Source organism: Clostridium sp. DJ247 (assembly GCF_014231265.1).
Genome location: NZ_JABAIW010000015.1, coordinates 1 through 15,203 on the forward strand (window position 1 = coordinate 1; position 15,203 = coordinate 15,203).

14 protein-coding genes are annotated in these 15,203 nt (G+C 28.9%); 2 read left to right on the forward strand and 12 right to left on the reverse strand.

Annotation, left to right across the window (positions count from 1 at the left end; translation table 11 throughout):
* From HGI79_RS07910 to HGI79_RS07920, 3 genes are all read right to left on the reverse strand, one after another.
* On the reverse strand, nt 1-215 hold a 215-nt coding region (locus HGI79_RS07910; protein WP_185650142.1), incomplete at its 3' end, for a hypothetical protein.
* Between the two features lie 52 nt (nt 216-267).
* Complete coding sequence (locus HGI79_RS07915) at nt 268-885, reverse strand: DUF3298 domain-containing protein (RefSeq protein ID WP_185650144.1); 618 nt, start codon at nt 883-885, stop codon at nt 268-270.
* Between the two features lie 111 nt (nt 886-996).
* Nucleotides 997-1,962, reverse strand: coding sequence for a CsxC family protein (locus HGI79_RS07920; RefSeq protein ID WP_185650146.1), 966 nt, complete (start codon nt 1,960-1,962; stop codon nt 997-999).
* A 725-nt stretch (nt 1,963-2,687) separates the two neighbouring features.
* Here HGI79_RS07920 and yyaC point away from each other — a divergent pair.
* Entirely contained in the window at nt 2,688-3,212 is a 525-nt protein-coding gene (yyaC, locus tag HGI79_RS07925; protein ID WP_185650148.1) for a spore protease YyaC, read from the forward strand.
* Between the two features lie 122 nt (nt 3,213-3,334).
* On the opposite strand, the gene HGI79_RS07930 is transcribed toward yyaC, so the two are convergent.
* Entirely contained in the window at nt 3,335-4,276 is a 942-nt protein-coding gene (locus HGI79_RS07930; protein ID WP_185650150.1) for a CsxC family protein, read from the reverse strand.
* A gap of 344 nt (nt 4,277-4,620) precedes the next feature.
* Between HGI79_RS07930 and HGI79_RS23480 the strand changes: the two genes are divergently transcribed.
* Nucleotides 4,621-5,496, forward strand: a complete 876-nt coding sequence (locus HGI79_RS23480) for a vanadium-dependent haloperoxidase (protein WP_185650152.1) — start codon at nt 4,621-4,623, stop codon at nt 5,494-5,496.
* Between the two features lie 180 nt (nt 5,497-5,676).
* Here HGI79_RS23480 and HGI79_RS07940 read toward each other — a convergent pair whose 3' ends face one another.
* The 8 genes from HGI79_RS07940 to HGI79_RS07975 all read right to left on the reverse strand — a co-directional run bounded on the left by HGI79_RS07940 (nt 5,677) and on the right by HGI79_RS07975 (nt 15,057).
* Nucleotides 5,677-6,330: a sugar transferase gene (locus tag HGI79_RS07940; protein ID WP_185650153.1), complete on the reverse strand. Its 654-nt coding sequence runs from the start codon at nt 6,328-6,330 to the stop codon at nt 5,677-5,679.
* A gap of 309 nt (nt 6,331-6,639) precedes the next feature.
* Nucleotides 6,640-7,644: an acyltransferase gene (locus HGI79_RS07945; RefSeq protein ID WP_313885191.1), complete on the reverse strand. Its 1,005-nt coding sequence runs from the start codon at nt 7,642-7,644 to the stop codon at nt 6,640-6,642.
* Between the two features lie 21 nt (nt 7,645-7,665).
* Nucleotides 7,666-9,222 (reverse strand): murein biosynthesis integral membrane protein MurJ, encoded by a 1,557-nt coding sequence (murJ, locus tag HGI79_RS07950; protein WP_185650155.1) that lies wholly within the window; start codon nt 9,220-9,222, stop codon nt 7,666-7,668.
* 18 nt (nt 9,223-9,240) lie between these two features.
* Entirely contained in the window at nt 9,241-10,353 is a 1,113-nt protein-coding gene (locus tag HGI79_RS07955) for a glycosyltransferase (protein ID WP_185650248.1), read from the reverse strand.
* A 312-nt stretch (nt 10,354-10,665) separates the two neighbouring features.
* Complete coding sequence (locus HGI79_RS07960; protein ID WP_185650157.1) at nt 10,666-11,910, reverse strand: O-antigen ligase; 1,245 nt, start codon at nt 11,908-11,910, stop codon at nt 10,666-10,668.
* A 97-nt stretch (nt 11,911-12,007) separates the two neighbouring features.
* Entirely contained in the window at nt 12,008-13,066 is a 1,059-nt protein-coding gene (wecB, locus tag HGI79_RS07965) for a non-hydrolyzing UDP-N-acetylglucosamine 2-epimerase (RefSeq protein WP_185650158.1), read from the reverse strand.
* A gap of 33 nt (nt 13,067-13,099) precedes the next feature.
* Complete coding sequence (locus HGI79_RS07970; protein WP_185650160.1) at nt 13,100-13,843, reverse strand: N-acetyltransferase; 744 nt, start codon at nt 13,841-13,843, stop codon at nt 13,100-13,102.
* A gap of 107 nt (nt 13,844-13,950) precedes the next feature.
* Complete coding sequence (locus HGI79_RS07975; protein ID WP_185650161.1) at nt 13,951-15,057, reverse strand: Gfo/Idh/MocA family protein; 1,107 nt, start codon at nt 15,055-15,057, stop codon at nt 13,951-13,953.
* Nucleotides 15,058-15,203: the final 146 nt, after the last annotated feature.

Genomic DNA, 15,203 nt, shown 5'->3' on the forward strand with positions numbered 1-15,203 from the left:
TCATGTTTTCTTTTATGGTCATCATCATGATCTCTTTTATCATGTTCTTCGTCATGATGTTTTTTATGGTGTTTTTTATCATGTTTTCTTTTATGGTCATCATCATAATCTCTTTTATGATGTTCTTCGTCATGATGTTTTTTTCTATGGTCATCATCATAATTTCTTTCATAATAATCTTCGTTATATTCTTTTGAATGGTGTCTTCTCCCCATAATTTATCCCCCTCTTAAAAATATTCTGAATTAAAGTACTTGAAAGATATTATTATTTAAAAAAAAGCTTAGCTATAGGTCCTTTGGGATTAATAATATCTTTTATGAAATTAAATGGTATAATAAATTGAGGAACACAATAAATATAAGAGTACTTGGAATTCTTATTAAGTTCATAGTAGATTACTAAGGAATCTTCTGTAAGATAAAATCTTCTGTTTTTATTTATATTAGCAAATTCCTCAATTATAGGAATGTTATTTTCTTTTATGTTTTCTAAAATTATTTTATTAATTATATATTCATAATTACTTTCTTTATAAAATAATTCCTTAAAATTATATATATAGGCTTCTCTTATGTTTATAGTGATTGCCTTTAATAAATTAAGTGCTGTATCCTTTCCTGGAATACATAAATAAAATTCAATAATTACACTTAACAAATTTCTTTTATTCAGTGTAATCTTATATTCTCCATATATATCCCTCTGCTCTAAAAATTTATTGGTTTCTTTTTCTATAAAGTTTTGCAGCATATCTAAAATTAGATTATTAATTTTATGTTGAACTTTTTTATGTTTTAATTTTAATTGAGGGTAAGTTATACTTATATGTTCATTTTCTATTTTTCTAGTAATAATTCTAGTTTGTGATTTCTTATGTGACAATATTTATCTCCTCCTAAAAACAGACCCAAAACCTCTCCTAAGTAAGCTTTGGGTCTGCAACATATAAATTAATATATAAATAGAATAATTATAATATCAAATTTCTAATTTTTAACAATCTTTTTCTTTAGGCCATGGATTATATGGTGTAGGTGGCTCACATGAAGGACATTTAGGAGCAGGAATAGTATCTTTTTCACATGGTTTTTCATATGGTTTTTCATATGGTTTTTCACATGGTTTTTTAGGTTTTCCTAATGAATCAAGTCTTACTTGTTGTTTTTGTAATACTTTTAATGTTAAATCTATTACTATTTTTTCAGTGAATTTACGAAATTCTTGCTCTGTAGGATTTTCACAGAATTCATCTTTTATTGGCGTTGGACATTTATGAATATCAACTTCAGTAATACATGTTTTTACTAATTCACAGAAAGGTTTTTCATTAAATATTTCTGTATTAGTGAAACTTTGATCGCAAGGATCACGTCCAATTACAGGATCTGCACAAGCATCGCAGCTTTTAAGATTATCTGTAAAGTATTCTAGTTCTTCTGGATTAGGGTTCTTACAAAAGAAAGGTTCTCTAAAGAATTTAACTCTAGTAGTACAATTAAAAGGTACTTTAACTGTACAATGTCTTATATCTCCACATATATTTTTTCCGTCATGGCTTAAACATTTTCCTGTTGCATACTCAATATTCTTTCTCACAAAACCAGATATATATAATATACCAGTACCAATCTTCTTATCTTGAGAAAATGGGATAAGACGGCATTGAGTTAAATACACATTCTTTTTAATACGTTTTATCTCTATAGCATCTCTGTCTAATGTAATAGTAGCTTCAACAGGAATTGTTATACTTGTCTCTGCTAGTATAACTGGAATTTTAACATATACATCTCCATATGGAATAACGTTAGGATTTATACAAACTTGGTCACACATATTTTCAGTCTTAGCTTTAACAGCTGAACAAGATTCATCATAATCATGACAACAAGCTAAACTATCAGAGTCATTATTAGCAGATACTTGACTTTCTTGATTTGCTTCATAATCATTATTCATAAATAATGTTATCCTCCTTTTTATCAAACGAAAGTATAATATGTCAATCCTTGTTGTTTTACCTTCTAATATATACTATTCAAATTACATCTTTATGTTACAGAAAAAAGATAAAGTTATTATAACCTTATGGGTGGCTAAAGCGTGGGCTAGCAGATGAAGGGCCTAGTTTATCTATATGGACAACTTTCTTTTTGTATAGATATACAATAGAAGTTTTGTTTGTTTAGTTTCTTAATTTGATATATGTTAGTGTATTTTACCATATATTAGTAAATTTAATAAAAGTAATAAAAATATAAATATTTTGATGTAACTATGGAGAATTATAGGCATATGTTATGAATTAAGATAGAGTAATTAACTAAGAAAAACTTCTAAAATAGCTTTATCTGATGACTACCCGTTCTAATACTCTCATCTTTATATGAAACTCATCTTACTTACGTCAGATGAGTACTCACAGAGTAAGCGACCATATCAAAATCACAGATTTTGCCTCTCTGCTTAACTGGGAGTAAAGAGCGGCTACTACGTCCCTGATAATGACTTCTAAGCTTCAGATGAAGGTTAATATATATTGACTATGTGGGAATATCGGTGAAAAAACATGAAGATAAAACTAATAATATAAATTTACGAACAAGAACGTAAGACAAACAAGCACATAAGAATGTAACTTATGTATATATAAAAACTTTTAGATAAAAAGGGAGCTGAAATAAGTGAATAAATTAACTAAGGTAAGAGTGAATTACAAGAATCCATTAGCATACTACGAAATTGCTTGTTTTTTAAAATATTATATTAATAAAGATTCAGTTATAGTTTGTATAGGAACTGATAGATATGTAGTTGATTCTTTAGGTCCTTTAGTTGGAACTATGCTTAAAGACAAAAACTTGCCTTTACCTATATATGGAACAGTAAATAATCCTATACACGCTTTAAATATAGATAAGAAGCTATTGGAAATCAAGTCTAGACATTCGAAATCCAATATTGTAGCAGTTGATGCATGTTTAGGTAGTGAAAAAACCATAGGTGAAATTGAAGCTAGAAACTATTCTATTCATCCTGGTAAAGGAGTTGGAAGATCGTTGCCGAGTGTTGGTAATTGTTCAATAATTGGAATTACAAACTTAAGTAACAGTGATGATATATTGTCGTTAAATTCAGTAAAACTCAGCTTTGTAATGGATATGGCTAAAATAATCACAAAATCAATAATACACGCTTATTACTTGTAATATGGACTTAAGATAAGCAATGGTAAAATTTAAGGAGGAGATCTTCTTCCCCTAATTTATTCTCCTCCTAAAAACAGACCCAAAACCTCTCTTAAGTAAGCTTTGGGTCTGCAACATATAATTTAATAATCTTTTTCTTTAGTCCATGGATTATATGGAGTAGGTGGCTCACATGAAGGACATTCAGGCGCAGGAATAGTATATTTATTACATGGTTTATCACATTTGTCTTCAGGTTTTCCTAATGAATCAAGTCTTACTTGTTGTTTTTGTAATACTTTTAATGTTAAATCTATTACTATTTTTTCAGTGAATTTACGGAATTCTTGCTCTGTAGGATTTTCACAAAACTCATCATTTATTGGCGTTGGACATTTATGAATATCAACTTCAGTAATACATGTTTTTACTAATTCACAGAAAGGTTTTTCATTAAATATTTCTGTATTAGTGAAACTTTGATCGCAAGGATCACGTCCAATTACAGGATCTGCACAAACATCGCAGCTTTTAAGATCATCTGTAAAGTATTGTAGTTCTTGTGGATTAGGGTTCTTACAGAAGAAAGGTTCTCTAAAGAATTTAACTCTAGTAGTACAATTAAAAGGTACTTTAACTGTACAGTGTCTTATATCTCCACATATATTTTTTCCGTCATGGCTTATACCTCTTCCTGTTGCATACTCAATATTCTTTCTCACAAAACCAGATATATATAATATACCAGTACCAGGCTTCTTGTCTTGAGAAAATGGAATAAGACGGCATTGAGTTAAATACACATTCTTTTTAATACGTTTTATCTCTATGGCCTCTCTATCTAATGTTATAGTAGCTTCAACAGGAATTGTTATACTTGTCTCTGCTAGTATAACTGGAATTTTAACAAATACATCTCCACAAGGAATAACATTGGGATTTACACAAACTTGATCACACATATTCTCAGTCTTAGATTTAACAGCTGAACAAGATTCATCATAATCTTGACAACAAGCTAAACTATTAGGTTCGCTATTGGTAGATATTTCATTTTTTTGATTTACTTCGTAATCATTATTCATAAATAATGTTATCCTCCTTTTTATCAAACGAAAGTATAACGTGTCACTCCTTGTTGTCTCACTTTCTAATATATACTATTCTAATTACGTCTTAATGTTACAGCAAAAAGATAGAACTATTATAGATTAAGTAATAACAAGACTGTTTGAATAGACACAAAATCTAGGTTATTCATATACTAAAATAGATAAGTTATATAATTTAAATATATTTGAAATTTAAGCTTATTAATTATTATAAGAAGAATAGTATTACAATAATTATAGTTTGTTTGAATAAATTATTTTCTCAATTGTTTAAGAAAACACTAAAGATTACTATATGAGTTAGGGAGGATTATAAAGTGAGAAACAATGAATTGATCAAGATAAATAATAATGAAATAAATATACCTGGCAAGTGGTCACAATTATCTTACGCAGGACTAAAGCGTGTGCCAGCTGCTGAAGAACCTAGTTTATCTACGTGGACAACATTTTTTTTGCATAGAGATAAAAAAGGAAGATTTTTAGATGGAAGTGGCAATTCCATAGCTTTTTGTATTCAAGATCCAAATAGCAGTATTGATTTTGAGGGTGAACAACTAAATATTGTTGAAAGAACTTTAAAAAATCTTACTCCAGAACAAATTGTCATTGCAAAGTATTGGGGAGAAGGTCCTCCGACAAAACAATGGACACCAATTATAGATAGGTTAATAGATACCTACAACGTTAACGCAGGAAGAGCGGCACGTATTTTGGCGAATGTACATGGTGCTCTTAATGATACTCTTATTGTAACTTGGTACTTCAAATTTCTATGGGATATTGCGAGACCAAATCAATTAAATCAAAACTTAGCTACTCTTATTTGTACTCCCAAACATCCAACCTATCCAGCTGGGCATGCTACAGTAGCAGGATGTGCTGAAGAGATTTTATCGTATTACTTTAAAGGTGAAAGAGATAGACTTAAAGAATTAGCAGAGGAATGTGCCATATCTAGAGTGTTTGCTGGTGTTCATTTTCCAGTAGATTGCTCAGAAGGATTAAAAATTGGACGACAAATTGGAAAAATAGTTGTAGATATTTTAGAAGAACAAAAAGATGGTAATGAAGTTAAAATTGATCATACAATAAATGAAAATCGTAATGCACAATTACCACCACCTCCATATAAACAAGCTATACCCTTCCAAAGGAGCGGAAAGTGTGATTCTAAGATAATTATAAGCTAAAACAATATAAAAAGATTAAATATACAAAATTAAAATTTATAGTCATAAAAATTTCCCGAATAACTATTTTATTGTTATTCGGGTTTTTACGTGCACCCAGCATGAGTGTTCACTTATCGTTGAAAGTTCCATATTGAAATCGGTATACCTCTTGTTGCTGGCAGTTATACAGTTATAGGATTAAAAAGCTCCTTCTTCTTTAACTACAGAGAATACAGTTCTAAATAAAATCTTTATATCCAACCATATTGAAAATTCTTTTATATATGTTAAATCATAATATACAGTTTTACCTAGTTCTATTTCTCCTCTTCCACTAACTTGGGCGAGTCCTGTTATGCCTGGAAGTACTAGAAGTCTTTGTTTATATGCCTCTGGATAAAACTTAACTACATCAGGAATCTCTGGTCTTGGTCCTACTAAGCTCATGTTTCCAATAAGAACATTAAATAATTGCGGAATTTCATCTAAACTTGTTTTTCTTAAAAATGCACCAGATTTAGTAATTCTGTTATCACTCCTACTTTGGAATACAAAATTTTCTAAGTTACTTGGATCTATATCTAATTCTTTCTTTTTTTCTGCATTTACTACCATACTTCTAAACTTGTAAATAGTAAAATCTTTGCCATTCTTGCCAACTCTAATCTGTTTAAAAAGAGCAGGTCCTTCTGAATCTAGCTTAATCCATATAGCTAATATTATAAATACTGGTGACAATATTACTATACCGATTAATGATAACACTATATCAAGTAATCTTTTAACAAAAAAATGAATTCTTCTGTTTCTTATATGCTTATCCAAATCAATTTTTATACTTTCGGTCTGCATGGATATCCTCCTATTATTTTAAATAAATATATCTTCAACTATAAAATATATCAGATATATTCTATATTTACAAGTTCGGTACATAGCTTCAGGTGCATTTAATTTAAGTGAAGAAATATATTCAAGCTACGTGCTTCAAAGCCTAAGAAGCTCTAAAACTTGCTCAGGGTCAAATCAAACTCGCTACACTCAAACAATGATTTGCCCTTATCTTCACTGCGTTAAGAGCTTCTAAGACTTCTACGCAATGTAGCTTTCCATATTTTTCTTCACTTAAATTAAACGCACCCCATAGTTTCATAACAGAATCTATAAAAATTTTTTTACTTTATTTATACCTAGTGATCCAAAAAAAGTTACTAAAAAAGCCTTAACCTCAAAAGTTAAATTGTTAACCTTAATGCCATTATCAGTAAAATGTAATGTGTAATAAAATAATATAAGGGCATGAGATAAATAAATGCCATATGAGTTTCTAGCAATAGTCTGTACAATTTTCATCATTATATTATCTTTCCAGTTAATACTAAATATAAATAATGTAAATATGGTGGTATATATAAGAACAGAGGGCCTCATGAATGTAGTAATATAATCCACATCTTTCTTCATATTGGTAGTTACAAAAGCTTCATGTAATAATAAGTATATTGATAAAGGAAATAATACAAATATAATACCTCTATAGTATCTAACTTTTTGAGAAAACTCATCCAAATTGTTTCCTATGAATGATCCTAAAGAAAAGTAAAAAATCCAATCAAGCAAGTTCTTTTTATCTAAAAACCACTGCATCTGCTCAGAAGGAACATAATAACGAGTATATAATATTATACTGGTTGTAATTAAAAAGCTTATTATAAGAAACAACTTGTTTCCTATAAACCTATAAACCAATGGGAATATTAAGTAAAATTGAACAATTAGAGGTATGTAATAAAAATGATAAAATATCTTACCATAGAACATATTGCTTAATATACTATGAATATCAGTACTTTTTGAAGTAAAATAAATATAGATTATACACCAAACAATATATGCTGGCAAAATTTTATTAAATCTACGAGCAATAAATTTAAAGTAATTTTCATCTTTTTTATAGCTTATACTTAATCCAATTCCTGATATTAAAATGAATATAGGTACAGAGAATCTTGATAACTGGTTAACTATAAGTGAGTCCTTATATATAGATGAGTCAATACTACTTCTATATAACACCGTTGCAGTTACATGTATTAAGATTACAGCAACAATAGCAGCTGCCCTCATTACATCCATTTCTAAAACATGCTTTCTAATGATTCTCACCTCACATAAATCCCAATATTCTTATTTCTTATAATGTATCTTATTTTTTAATTGCTCTACTAAGTATTTATACTCTTCTATTTTAACTATATATAAACATGTAAAATATGTAATACTTCCAAATAAAAGAGAAACAAAAATTGATATTAAGCTTCCTTTCATTTCATGTCCAAATTTTTCAATACTTATTTTATTAATTAATATCAATACAAAACCCATAACAATTGATGAAAATACTATTTTTAAAAAGGTAGTGAATATCTTTTTAAGTTCTATACCATTAAGTTTCTTATTCAAATTATACATCATTAATAATGTGGTTATAATAGCAGATATAGTTGTAGCTAAAGTTAGTCCTGATACCTTCATATATTTGACAATTAGAATATTGATAACTATATTTATTAATATACCAATGAAACTATTTATCATTGGTGTACTAGTATCCTTAACTGCATAGAAGGCCTTATTTAAGATGTCTCTAACACCATATGCAACCATAGCAGGACAATAATAAAGCAGTGCACTAGCTGTTAAATTAGCCGCCTCATTACTAAATGCACCTCTCTTAAATATAAGTATAGTTAAGGGGTCTCTTAGTATACCAATAGCCACTGCTGCAGGTATCATTATAATCATAATAGTATTTATTGACTTTCCTAAAGCTTTTTTGTATTCAGTTTTATTTTCTTTTGCTGCTAATTCAGAAAGAGTTGGATAAACAATCATTGCTATTCCTATAGCAAAAACTTCATATGCAAGTGTATTTATTTTATTAGCACAATCTAATATTGTAACAGCTCCAAAAAAAATACTTGTGGCAAAGGATCTATTAACAAAAGTATTAAGTTGTACTACAGAAGTACTTATAACTACTGGAATCATTAACTTAAACATGTTATGTATTTTTTTATCTTTAAAATTCATTGTTAGTCTATATTTATAACCTAACTTTTTATATTGAGGAATATTTATAATAAACTGCATAAAAAATGCAACTACAGTTGCTATTGCAAATCCCTTTATACCGAATTTAGCTGTAAAATATATAAGATATATAATATAAACTAGATTTGAAACCATAGCCATAGCTGCTGGTTCAAAGAATTTTTTATGACATTGTAGTGCCCCTGCTAGAACACTTTGTAGACTTACAAATATTAATGATAGTAGCATTATTCTCGTAACTTCAATTGAAATCTCAAATACCTTCGGATCACTAACAAATCCATGACCAAAAATGTATATTATATATTTAGCAAAAATAACAAGTATTAATGTAATTATTATTGTGACTATACTAGATATATTAATTACATTATTTACAAACTTATTTTTTTCTTTTTTATCATTATCTTGGAGATGTTCTGTATGTATAGGTATAAAAGTTGTTGTTAACCCATAACTTACAGTTGTAAGCAGATATACCATTCCTAAAGCAAAATTATATACATCAGTTATATAAGTTGCGCCAAATTTTGCTGCTATTAACGCATCTCTAATTAAAGCTAGTACTTTTCCTACAATTATTAAAAACATTACTATAATGGAACTTTTTATTACTTTTTTACTGACCATTACTTTCACTCCAATTAGTTATCTTCTAACAAGTATTTCTTTATATGCATTATGATATTTAGTACAAAATTCATTCATAGAATAATCTTCTTTTACACGTTCATATAAGTTTTTTCCTTTTATCATTAAATGTTCCCTTTGACTATAAGCTTCCTTCATTTTTTCATATATATCATTAACTTCATAAGGATTTACCAAGAATCCATTATCGCTATTTATTGTTTCATCAATATCTCCTACTTTTGAGCAAATAAATGTTTTCTTTACTGCGGCACTTTCTAAAATAACTAAAGGAGGAGATCCTCCCTCACTAAAAGAGGTCAATATACTTATATCTGATGCATTTACAAAGTCTATGGTATTGTTAACAAAACCAGTAAAAATTATATCCTTATCTAAAACAAGATCTCTAACCTTATCTTTCAATTGATATTCAAGCTCTCCATCACCTATCAATAGTAGCTTTATACCTTTTGTTTCTTTTCTTAGTTTCGCAAAGGCTTCAATTAAGGCTGAGTGATTTTTTATTGGATGCATTCTAGCTACATTTACAAATACAAAATCATTTGCATCAATACTATATTTCTCTCTAATTTCATCTTTGTCTATTGTAATCTTTACACTACTATATTCTATTCCATTATTAACAAGAAATTTTTTGCCTTTAACCCTATCATTTTCTAGTAAGTTTTTTATATATTTAGATACACAAATGTAATTACTAAAACTTCTAATACCTCTAATACTTAGAGGTGTGAATAATAAGTGTTTAAATTTGTTATTTAAAAAATCCTTTTTATAATTACTATGAATAGTAGCCACAGAAGGTATCTCAAGCTTATTTTTCAAAAAGTAATGCATAAAAAAAGCTTTAGCTCCATGAAAATTTATTATATCTATATTATTTTCTTTTATGTATGTTAAAAGCGAACCATTATAGATACTTTTACTAGTAAATGAAACCGTTTCTATACCTAACTCTTTAGCTTTATCAATAACAATGCCTTCTCCAATAGCTCCTATTATACATTCAAACATATTCTTTGAGTAAAAGCTTAAGTTTAAAACGTGGTTACCACCACCACCAGCATCATTACCTGATATTATCTGAAGTACTTTAATATTAAACACCTCCATGAATATCGTGGTGTAGAGTGGAAATTCAACTCATACTTCGCGAGATATTACCATACTTCGTTACGTTAAATATTTTTAATTAGTCTAAAGCTCAAATTTGAGCTAAGACTAATTAAAAAATATTTAAATGTAACTTCAGTATTGGTAATATCTCGCTACGTATAAGTTAAATTTCCACTCTACAACCTTACAATATTAGAAACCTATCCATTCGACTACCAACCCTAAGCCTCCCACTGCTACGCGCTGGGTTAGCTCAACTAAAATTCAGATGTTTTTTAAGCTCCATCTGAATTAAGTTTCACCTTATTTAAAAATACTTTTGTTACGTGCACTAAACATACTTCCTTGAGATATAGCTAACAATATCCAAAAGTATGCTGTTGTTTTAGGAACGAAGAATAAATTATCTGATAAATTCATAAAGTAAAAGGCTACCATTGAGGCTAAGAAACCTGTGTAAAAAAATTTGTAGAATCTGTGTTTAGTATTATTTATAAACTGTTTAACTTGTACTAGTGCAGATATAAGTATTCCTATAAAGGAAACTCCACCTATTATGCCTAGCTCGCTTTCTATTTTAAGGTATGAATTATGAGTGGTTTTAACATCCGTATAAAATTTATATTGCGGATATATCTCTGTATATTTATCATGTAAACTTACATAATTACCATTCCCAACACCAAATAAAGGATGATCCTTTATCATTTTTTTTGCTATTTCCCATAAATACACTCTAGATTGATTTTGGGTTTTATCGGTTATAGCTATTAGTCTAGATCTTATTTCTGGAATGAATAAAGCCATAATACCAAAAACAAATATAAATATTAGCAATTTTCTATTATATAATATGGCTAACATCACAAGTCCTATTACAATACCTATTATAGCATTTCTAGATCCTGTCAATATTAAGTTAACAAATGCTAGAATACTTAATAAAGAATAAAATATTTTTTTTGTTTTTACTTTCTCATATATGGCTAACATTATTATTGGAAAAATCGCTAATATAAGAAATGCTGCTAAGTTATTAGGGTTATCCATAGTAGCTGCTACCTTAACCTTAGCATATCCATAATTTTTAATAAAGTCTGGGTCAAGAGCATATCCTGTAAAGTATTGATATATTCCAAATACACATAAAACCAAAGTAGTAAATATATAGGATCTTATCATACCATCTGTACAATTTTTGTCATTAAAATCATATTTAATAATAAAAAATATTATTATGTAAGATAAAAATCTTATACTTTCACTTAGTGCTAATTTTTTCTCTACTGCATAAGTTATAGAAACAAACATCATTAATGCAAGTACACTCATAAATATACTTAAATAACTTGTAAAAAAGTCTTTTATACCAGCTATAAATTTACGCCTATTTATTGATGATAAAAATATTCTTAATCCATATAATAATATAATTAAGCCTAAAATAATATTAGGAAACTTTTTTCCTATTTCTAATTTATTGAGTAACAATGGTGGTATTATAATATATACACAAATTAAACAATACAATATTTTATCTAAAAACACTAGATATCACACCTCCCTTAAAAGTTAATATTAAAAATAAACACAAAAACAAAACTTAAATATTTTTCATTTATGCTTTGTTTTTGTGATAAAAATACTAAACTATAGAATTCAATATGTCTAATATTTTTTCTGCAGCATCACCGTTACCAAATATATTTTCTTGTAATCTATTAGGATAGAAATTTACTATGTTATCTAATATTTTATTTTTATTAGTTCCAACTACTACATTCCACCCATTTTCAACAGTTTCTACCCATTCAGTTTCATCTCTCATAGTTATACATGGCTTATTCATAAAGAAAGCTTCCTTTTGAACTCCACCGCTATCTGTTACTATTTTTTCTGAATTCATTTCAAGACTTATCATTTCTAAATATCCTACAGGATCAATAACCTTTATATTACTACTAAATACTAGGCCATAGTCAGCTATGTATTTTTTTGTTCTAGGATGAAGTGGCAGTATTACATTCTTACCGCACTCATTTAAAGCCTCAACAATATTTTTAAGTCTATATATATCATTAGTATTTTCCGCTCTATGTATAGTTGTTAGAATAAACTTACCTTCCTCTACCTCAAGTTCGCTAAGAATATTGTTTTTTTCTTTAGCAAGTTTTTTGAAATTAAGGGTAGCATCAAACATTACATCTCCAACATTATATACCCCTTCTTTAATTCCTTCATCAACTAAATTTTTTAAAGCTGAAGCTGTAGGAACAAATAGAAGTTTTGAAATATGATCTGTTAATATTCTGTTTTGCTCCTCCGGCATAGCTTTATTAAAGCTTCTAAGTCCTGCCTCTACATGTGCTACAGGAATTAAAAGTTTACTAGCACACAGTGCTCCTGCCAAAGTTGAATTGGTATCACCATAAACTAATACTAAATCAGGTTTTTCCTTTAAGTATATTTCCTCTAAACTTATAAGCATTGTACCTGTTTGCTTTCCATGGTTTCCAGACCCAACTTCTAAGTTATAATTAGGTTTTGGAATTTTAAGCTCATCAAAGAAAACCTTAGACATATTCTCATCGTAATGCTGTCCAGTGTGCACAAGTATTTCTTCATGCTGTTTTCTTATAACATTTGATACCGCAGCAGCTTTTATAAACTGAGGTCTTGCTCCAACAACAGTTAAAACTTTCATTTGTTTCCTCCCTATTTGTGTTTACAATATTATTTATTGATTTTTAAGTAGTTGATTTTCTGGTACTTTTTTTAGCTCCTTTGCAGGATTTCCAGCAACTATTACTGCTTCATTTACGTCTTTTGTTACTACACTTCCTGCAGCAACAAAACCATCTTCATATATAACTTTCCCTGGAAGTATAGTAGCTTGTGCCCCTATTCTTCCACCTTTTTTAACGGTAACACCTTTAAAATGGTTATATCTTTCCTTTGAACGTGCTGCAAAGTTATCATTAGATGTTACTACTCCAGGTGCTATAAATACGTTATCCTCCACTTCTGAATAAGCAGTTAAATAAACATTAGTTTCTATTTTACAGTTTGATCCTACCTTACAAAAGTTTTCAACAGCAGCACCTCTACCTATAATAGTTTTACTTCCTATAGTAACATTTTCTCTAACAGTAGCTAAATCTGCAACAAGAGTTTTATCCCCAATTTCACATCCACAGTATATTATCACTCCTGCTCCTACTAAACAGCCTTCGCCGATTACCGCAGGAGAAAACTCCTTTTCATCTTTAAATATACTGTTAACCGATCTCATAGGTTGTTTTCCAATCACTGTATTATCATCAATTCTTACGTTGTCACCTATGTTACTTCCCTTATGAATAACAACGTTATGTCCTATAATACAGTTATCTCCTATAACTACATCTTCTTCAATAACTACAAATTTACCTAAACTTGTGTTTTTTCCCAAATGAGCTTTATCAGAAACATAGTTTTCCATGTAATTACTCTCCGTTCTCATTATAATTAAAATGTCATTGTTTTATTAAATACTTAATAAAACAAATGTCCACCATATAAAATTTTATTCAAATATATTAAAATTACTTAGTTATGTATCTTTTCTACATCTACCATATCCATAGTTGAAAACTTTTCTAACGGAAACTTTATAGGCATTCCAGTAAGTCTAGATTTATATGCCGCAAGAATTATAGCCATTCCTTTTTTGCCTTCTTCACCATTTACAAGTGGTTCTCTGTTATCATTTACAGCATCAATCATATCTTTGAATAAAGGTGTATGGCCAAATCCATAAACTGAATCAGGATCTTCTTCTTGTGCTTTCAGTATCTCATCTTCGCTATCCTTGTTATCTGCAAATTTCCAAGTTTCTATCTTGTTTACTGCAAGTCCTCCAATGCATACCGTTCCGCTTTCTCCAAATATACTCAATGTTTCTTCAAGATTTTTTGGATAAACACAAGCAGTACCTTCTACAATTCCTATGGCACCATTTTTAAATCTAATAACTATTGCACCAAAATCCTCAGCTTCTATATCTCTAATGAAAGTATCACACTGTGCATATACAGTATCAACTTCTCCACCCATCATCCATTGAAGCAAGTCTATATTATGTATACACTGATTCATTAAGGTACCACCATCAAGTCTCCAAGTACCTCTCCAAGGAGCTTGTTCATAGTATCCCATATTTCTATTCCAAAGAATTCTTGCCGTACCATTAATTAATCTTCCGAATCTATTTTCTTCAACTGTAGTTCTTAATTGTTTAATTGGCTTATTAAATCTATTTTGATGACTTACACAAATTTTTACATTATTTTCTTTTGCACATTCTATCATTCTATCAGCGTCTTCAATTGATAATGCCATTGGCTTTTCAACTATAACATGCTTCATTTTATTCATACAGTATATAGCTATTTCTGGATGGTATCCACTCTCAGTAGCTATAGTTACTACATCTATATCTTCCTTATCAAGCATTTCTTTATAATCTGTGTATACAGCTATATCTACATTCTCACCTAACTTTGTAACATACTCTTCTTTCTTCTTTTCAGCTAATTCCTTAACTACATCACAAGTAGCCACCAATACAGCTTCTTCTTTGTTGAAAATTAATGCTTCTACATGCTTGTATGAAATTCTTCCACAACCTATTATAGCAAACTTTAATTTTTTCATATAAAACACTCCTTAACCTTAGTAATAAGATAGAACTTAACTACCCGTAGGATTCCTTGGTCAAAATTTAACTTATATGTAGGGATATGTTACCAAAACTGATAGCACATTTAAAAACTTTTTTATCAGTCTTAGTGAAGTGTTTT

What these genes read in the sequence shown, in the direction of transcription:
- HGI79_RS07920 (WP_185650146.1), bottom strand. Translation starts at nt 1,962, where the DNA reads ATGAATAATGATTATGAAGCAAATCAAGAAAGTCAAGTATCTGCTAAT.
- HGI79_RS07930 (WP_185650150.1), bottom strand. Translation starts at nt 4,276, where the DNA reads ATGAATAATGATTACGAAGTAAATCAAAAAAATGAAATATCTACCAAT.
- HGI79_RS07940 (WP_185650153.1), bottom strand. Translation starts at nt 6,330, where the DNA reads ATGCAGACCGAAAGTATAAAAATTGATTTGGATAAGCATATAAGAAAC.
- murJ (WP_185650155.1), bottom strand. Translation starts at nt 9,222, where the DNA reads ATGGTCAGTAAAAAAGTAATAAAAAGTTCCATTATAGTAATGTTTTTA.
- wecB (WP_185650158.1), bottom strand. Translation starts at nt 13,066, where the DNA reads ATGAAAGTTTTAACTGTTGTTGGAGCAAGACCTCAGTTTATAAAAGCT.
- HGI79_RS07970 (WP_185650160.1), bottom strand. Translation starts at nt 13,843, where the DNA reads ATGGAAAACTATGTTTCTGATAAAGCTCATTTGGGAAAAAACACAAGT.
- HGI79_RS07975 (WP_185650161.1), bottom strand. Translation starts at nt 15,057, where the DNA reads ATGAAAAAATTAAAGTTTGCTATAATAGGTTGTGGAAGAATTTCATAC.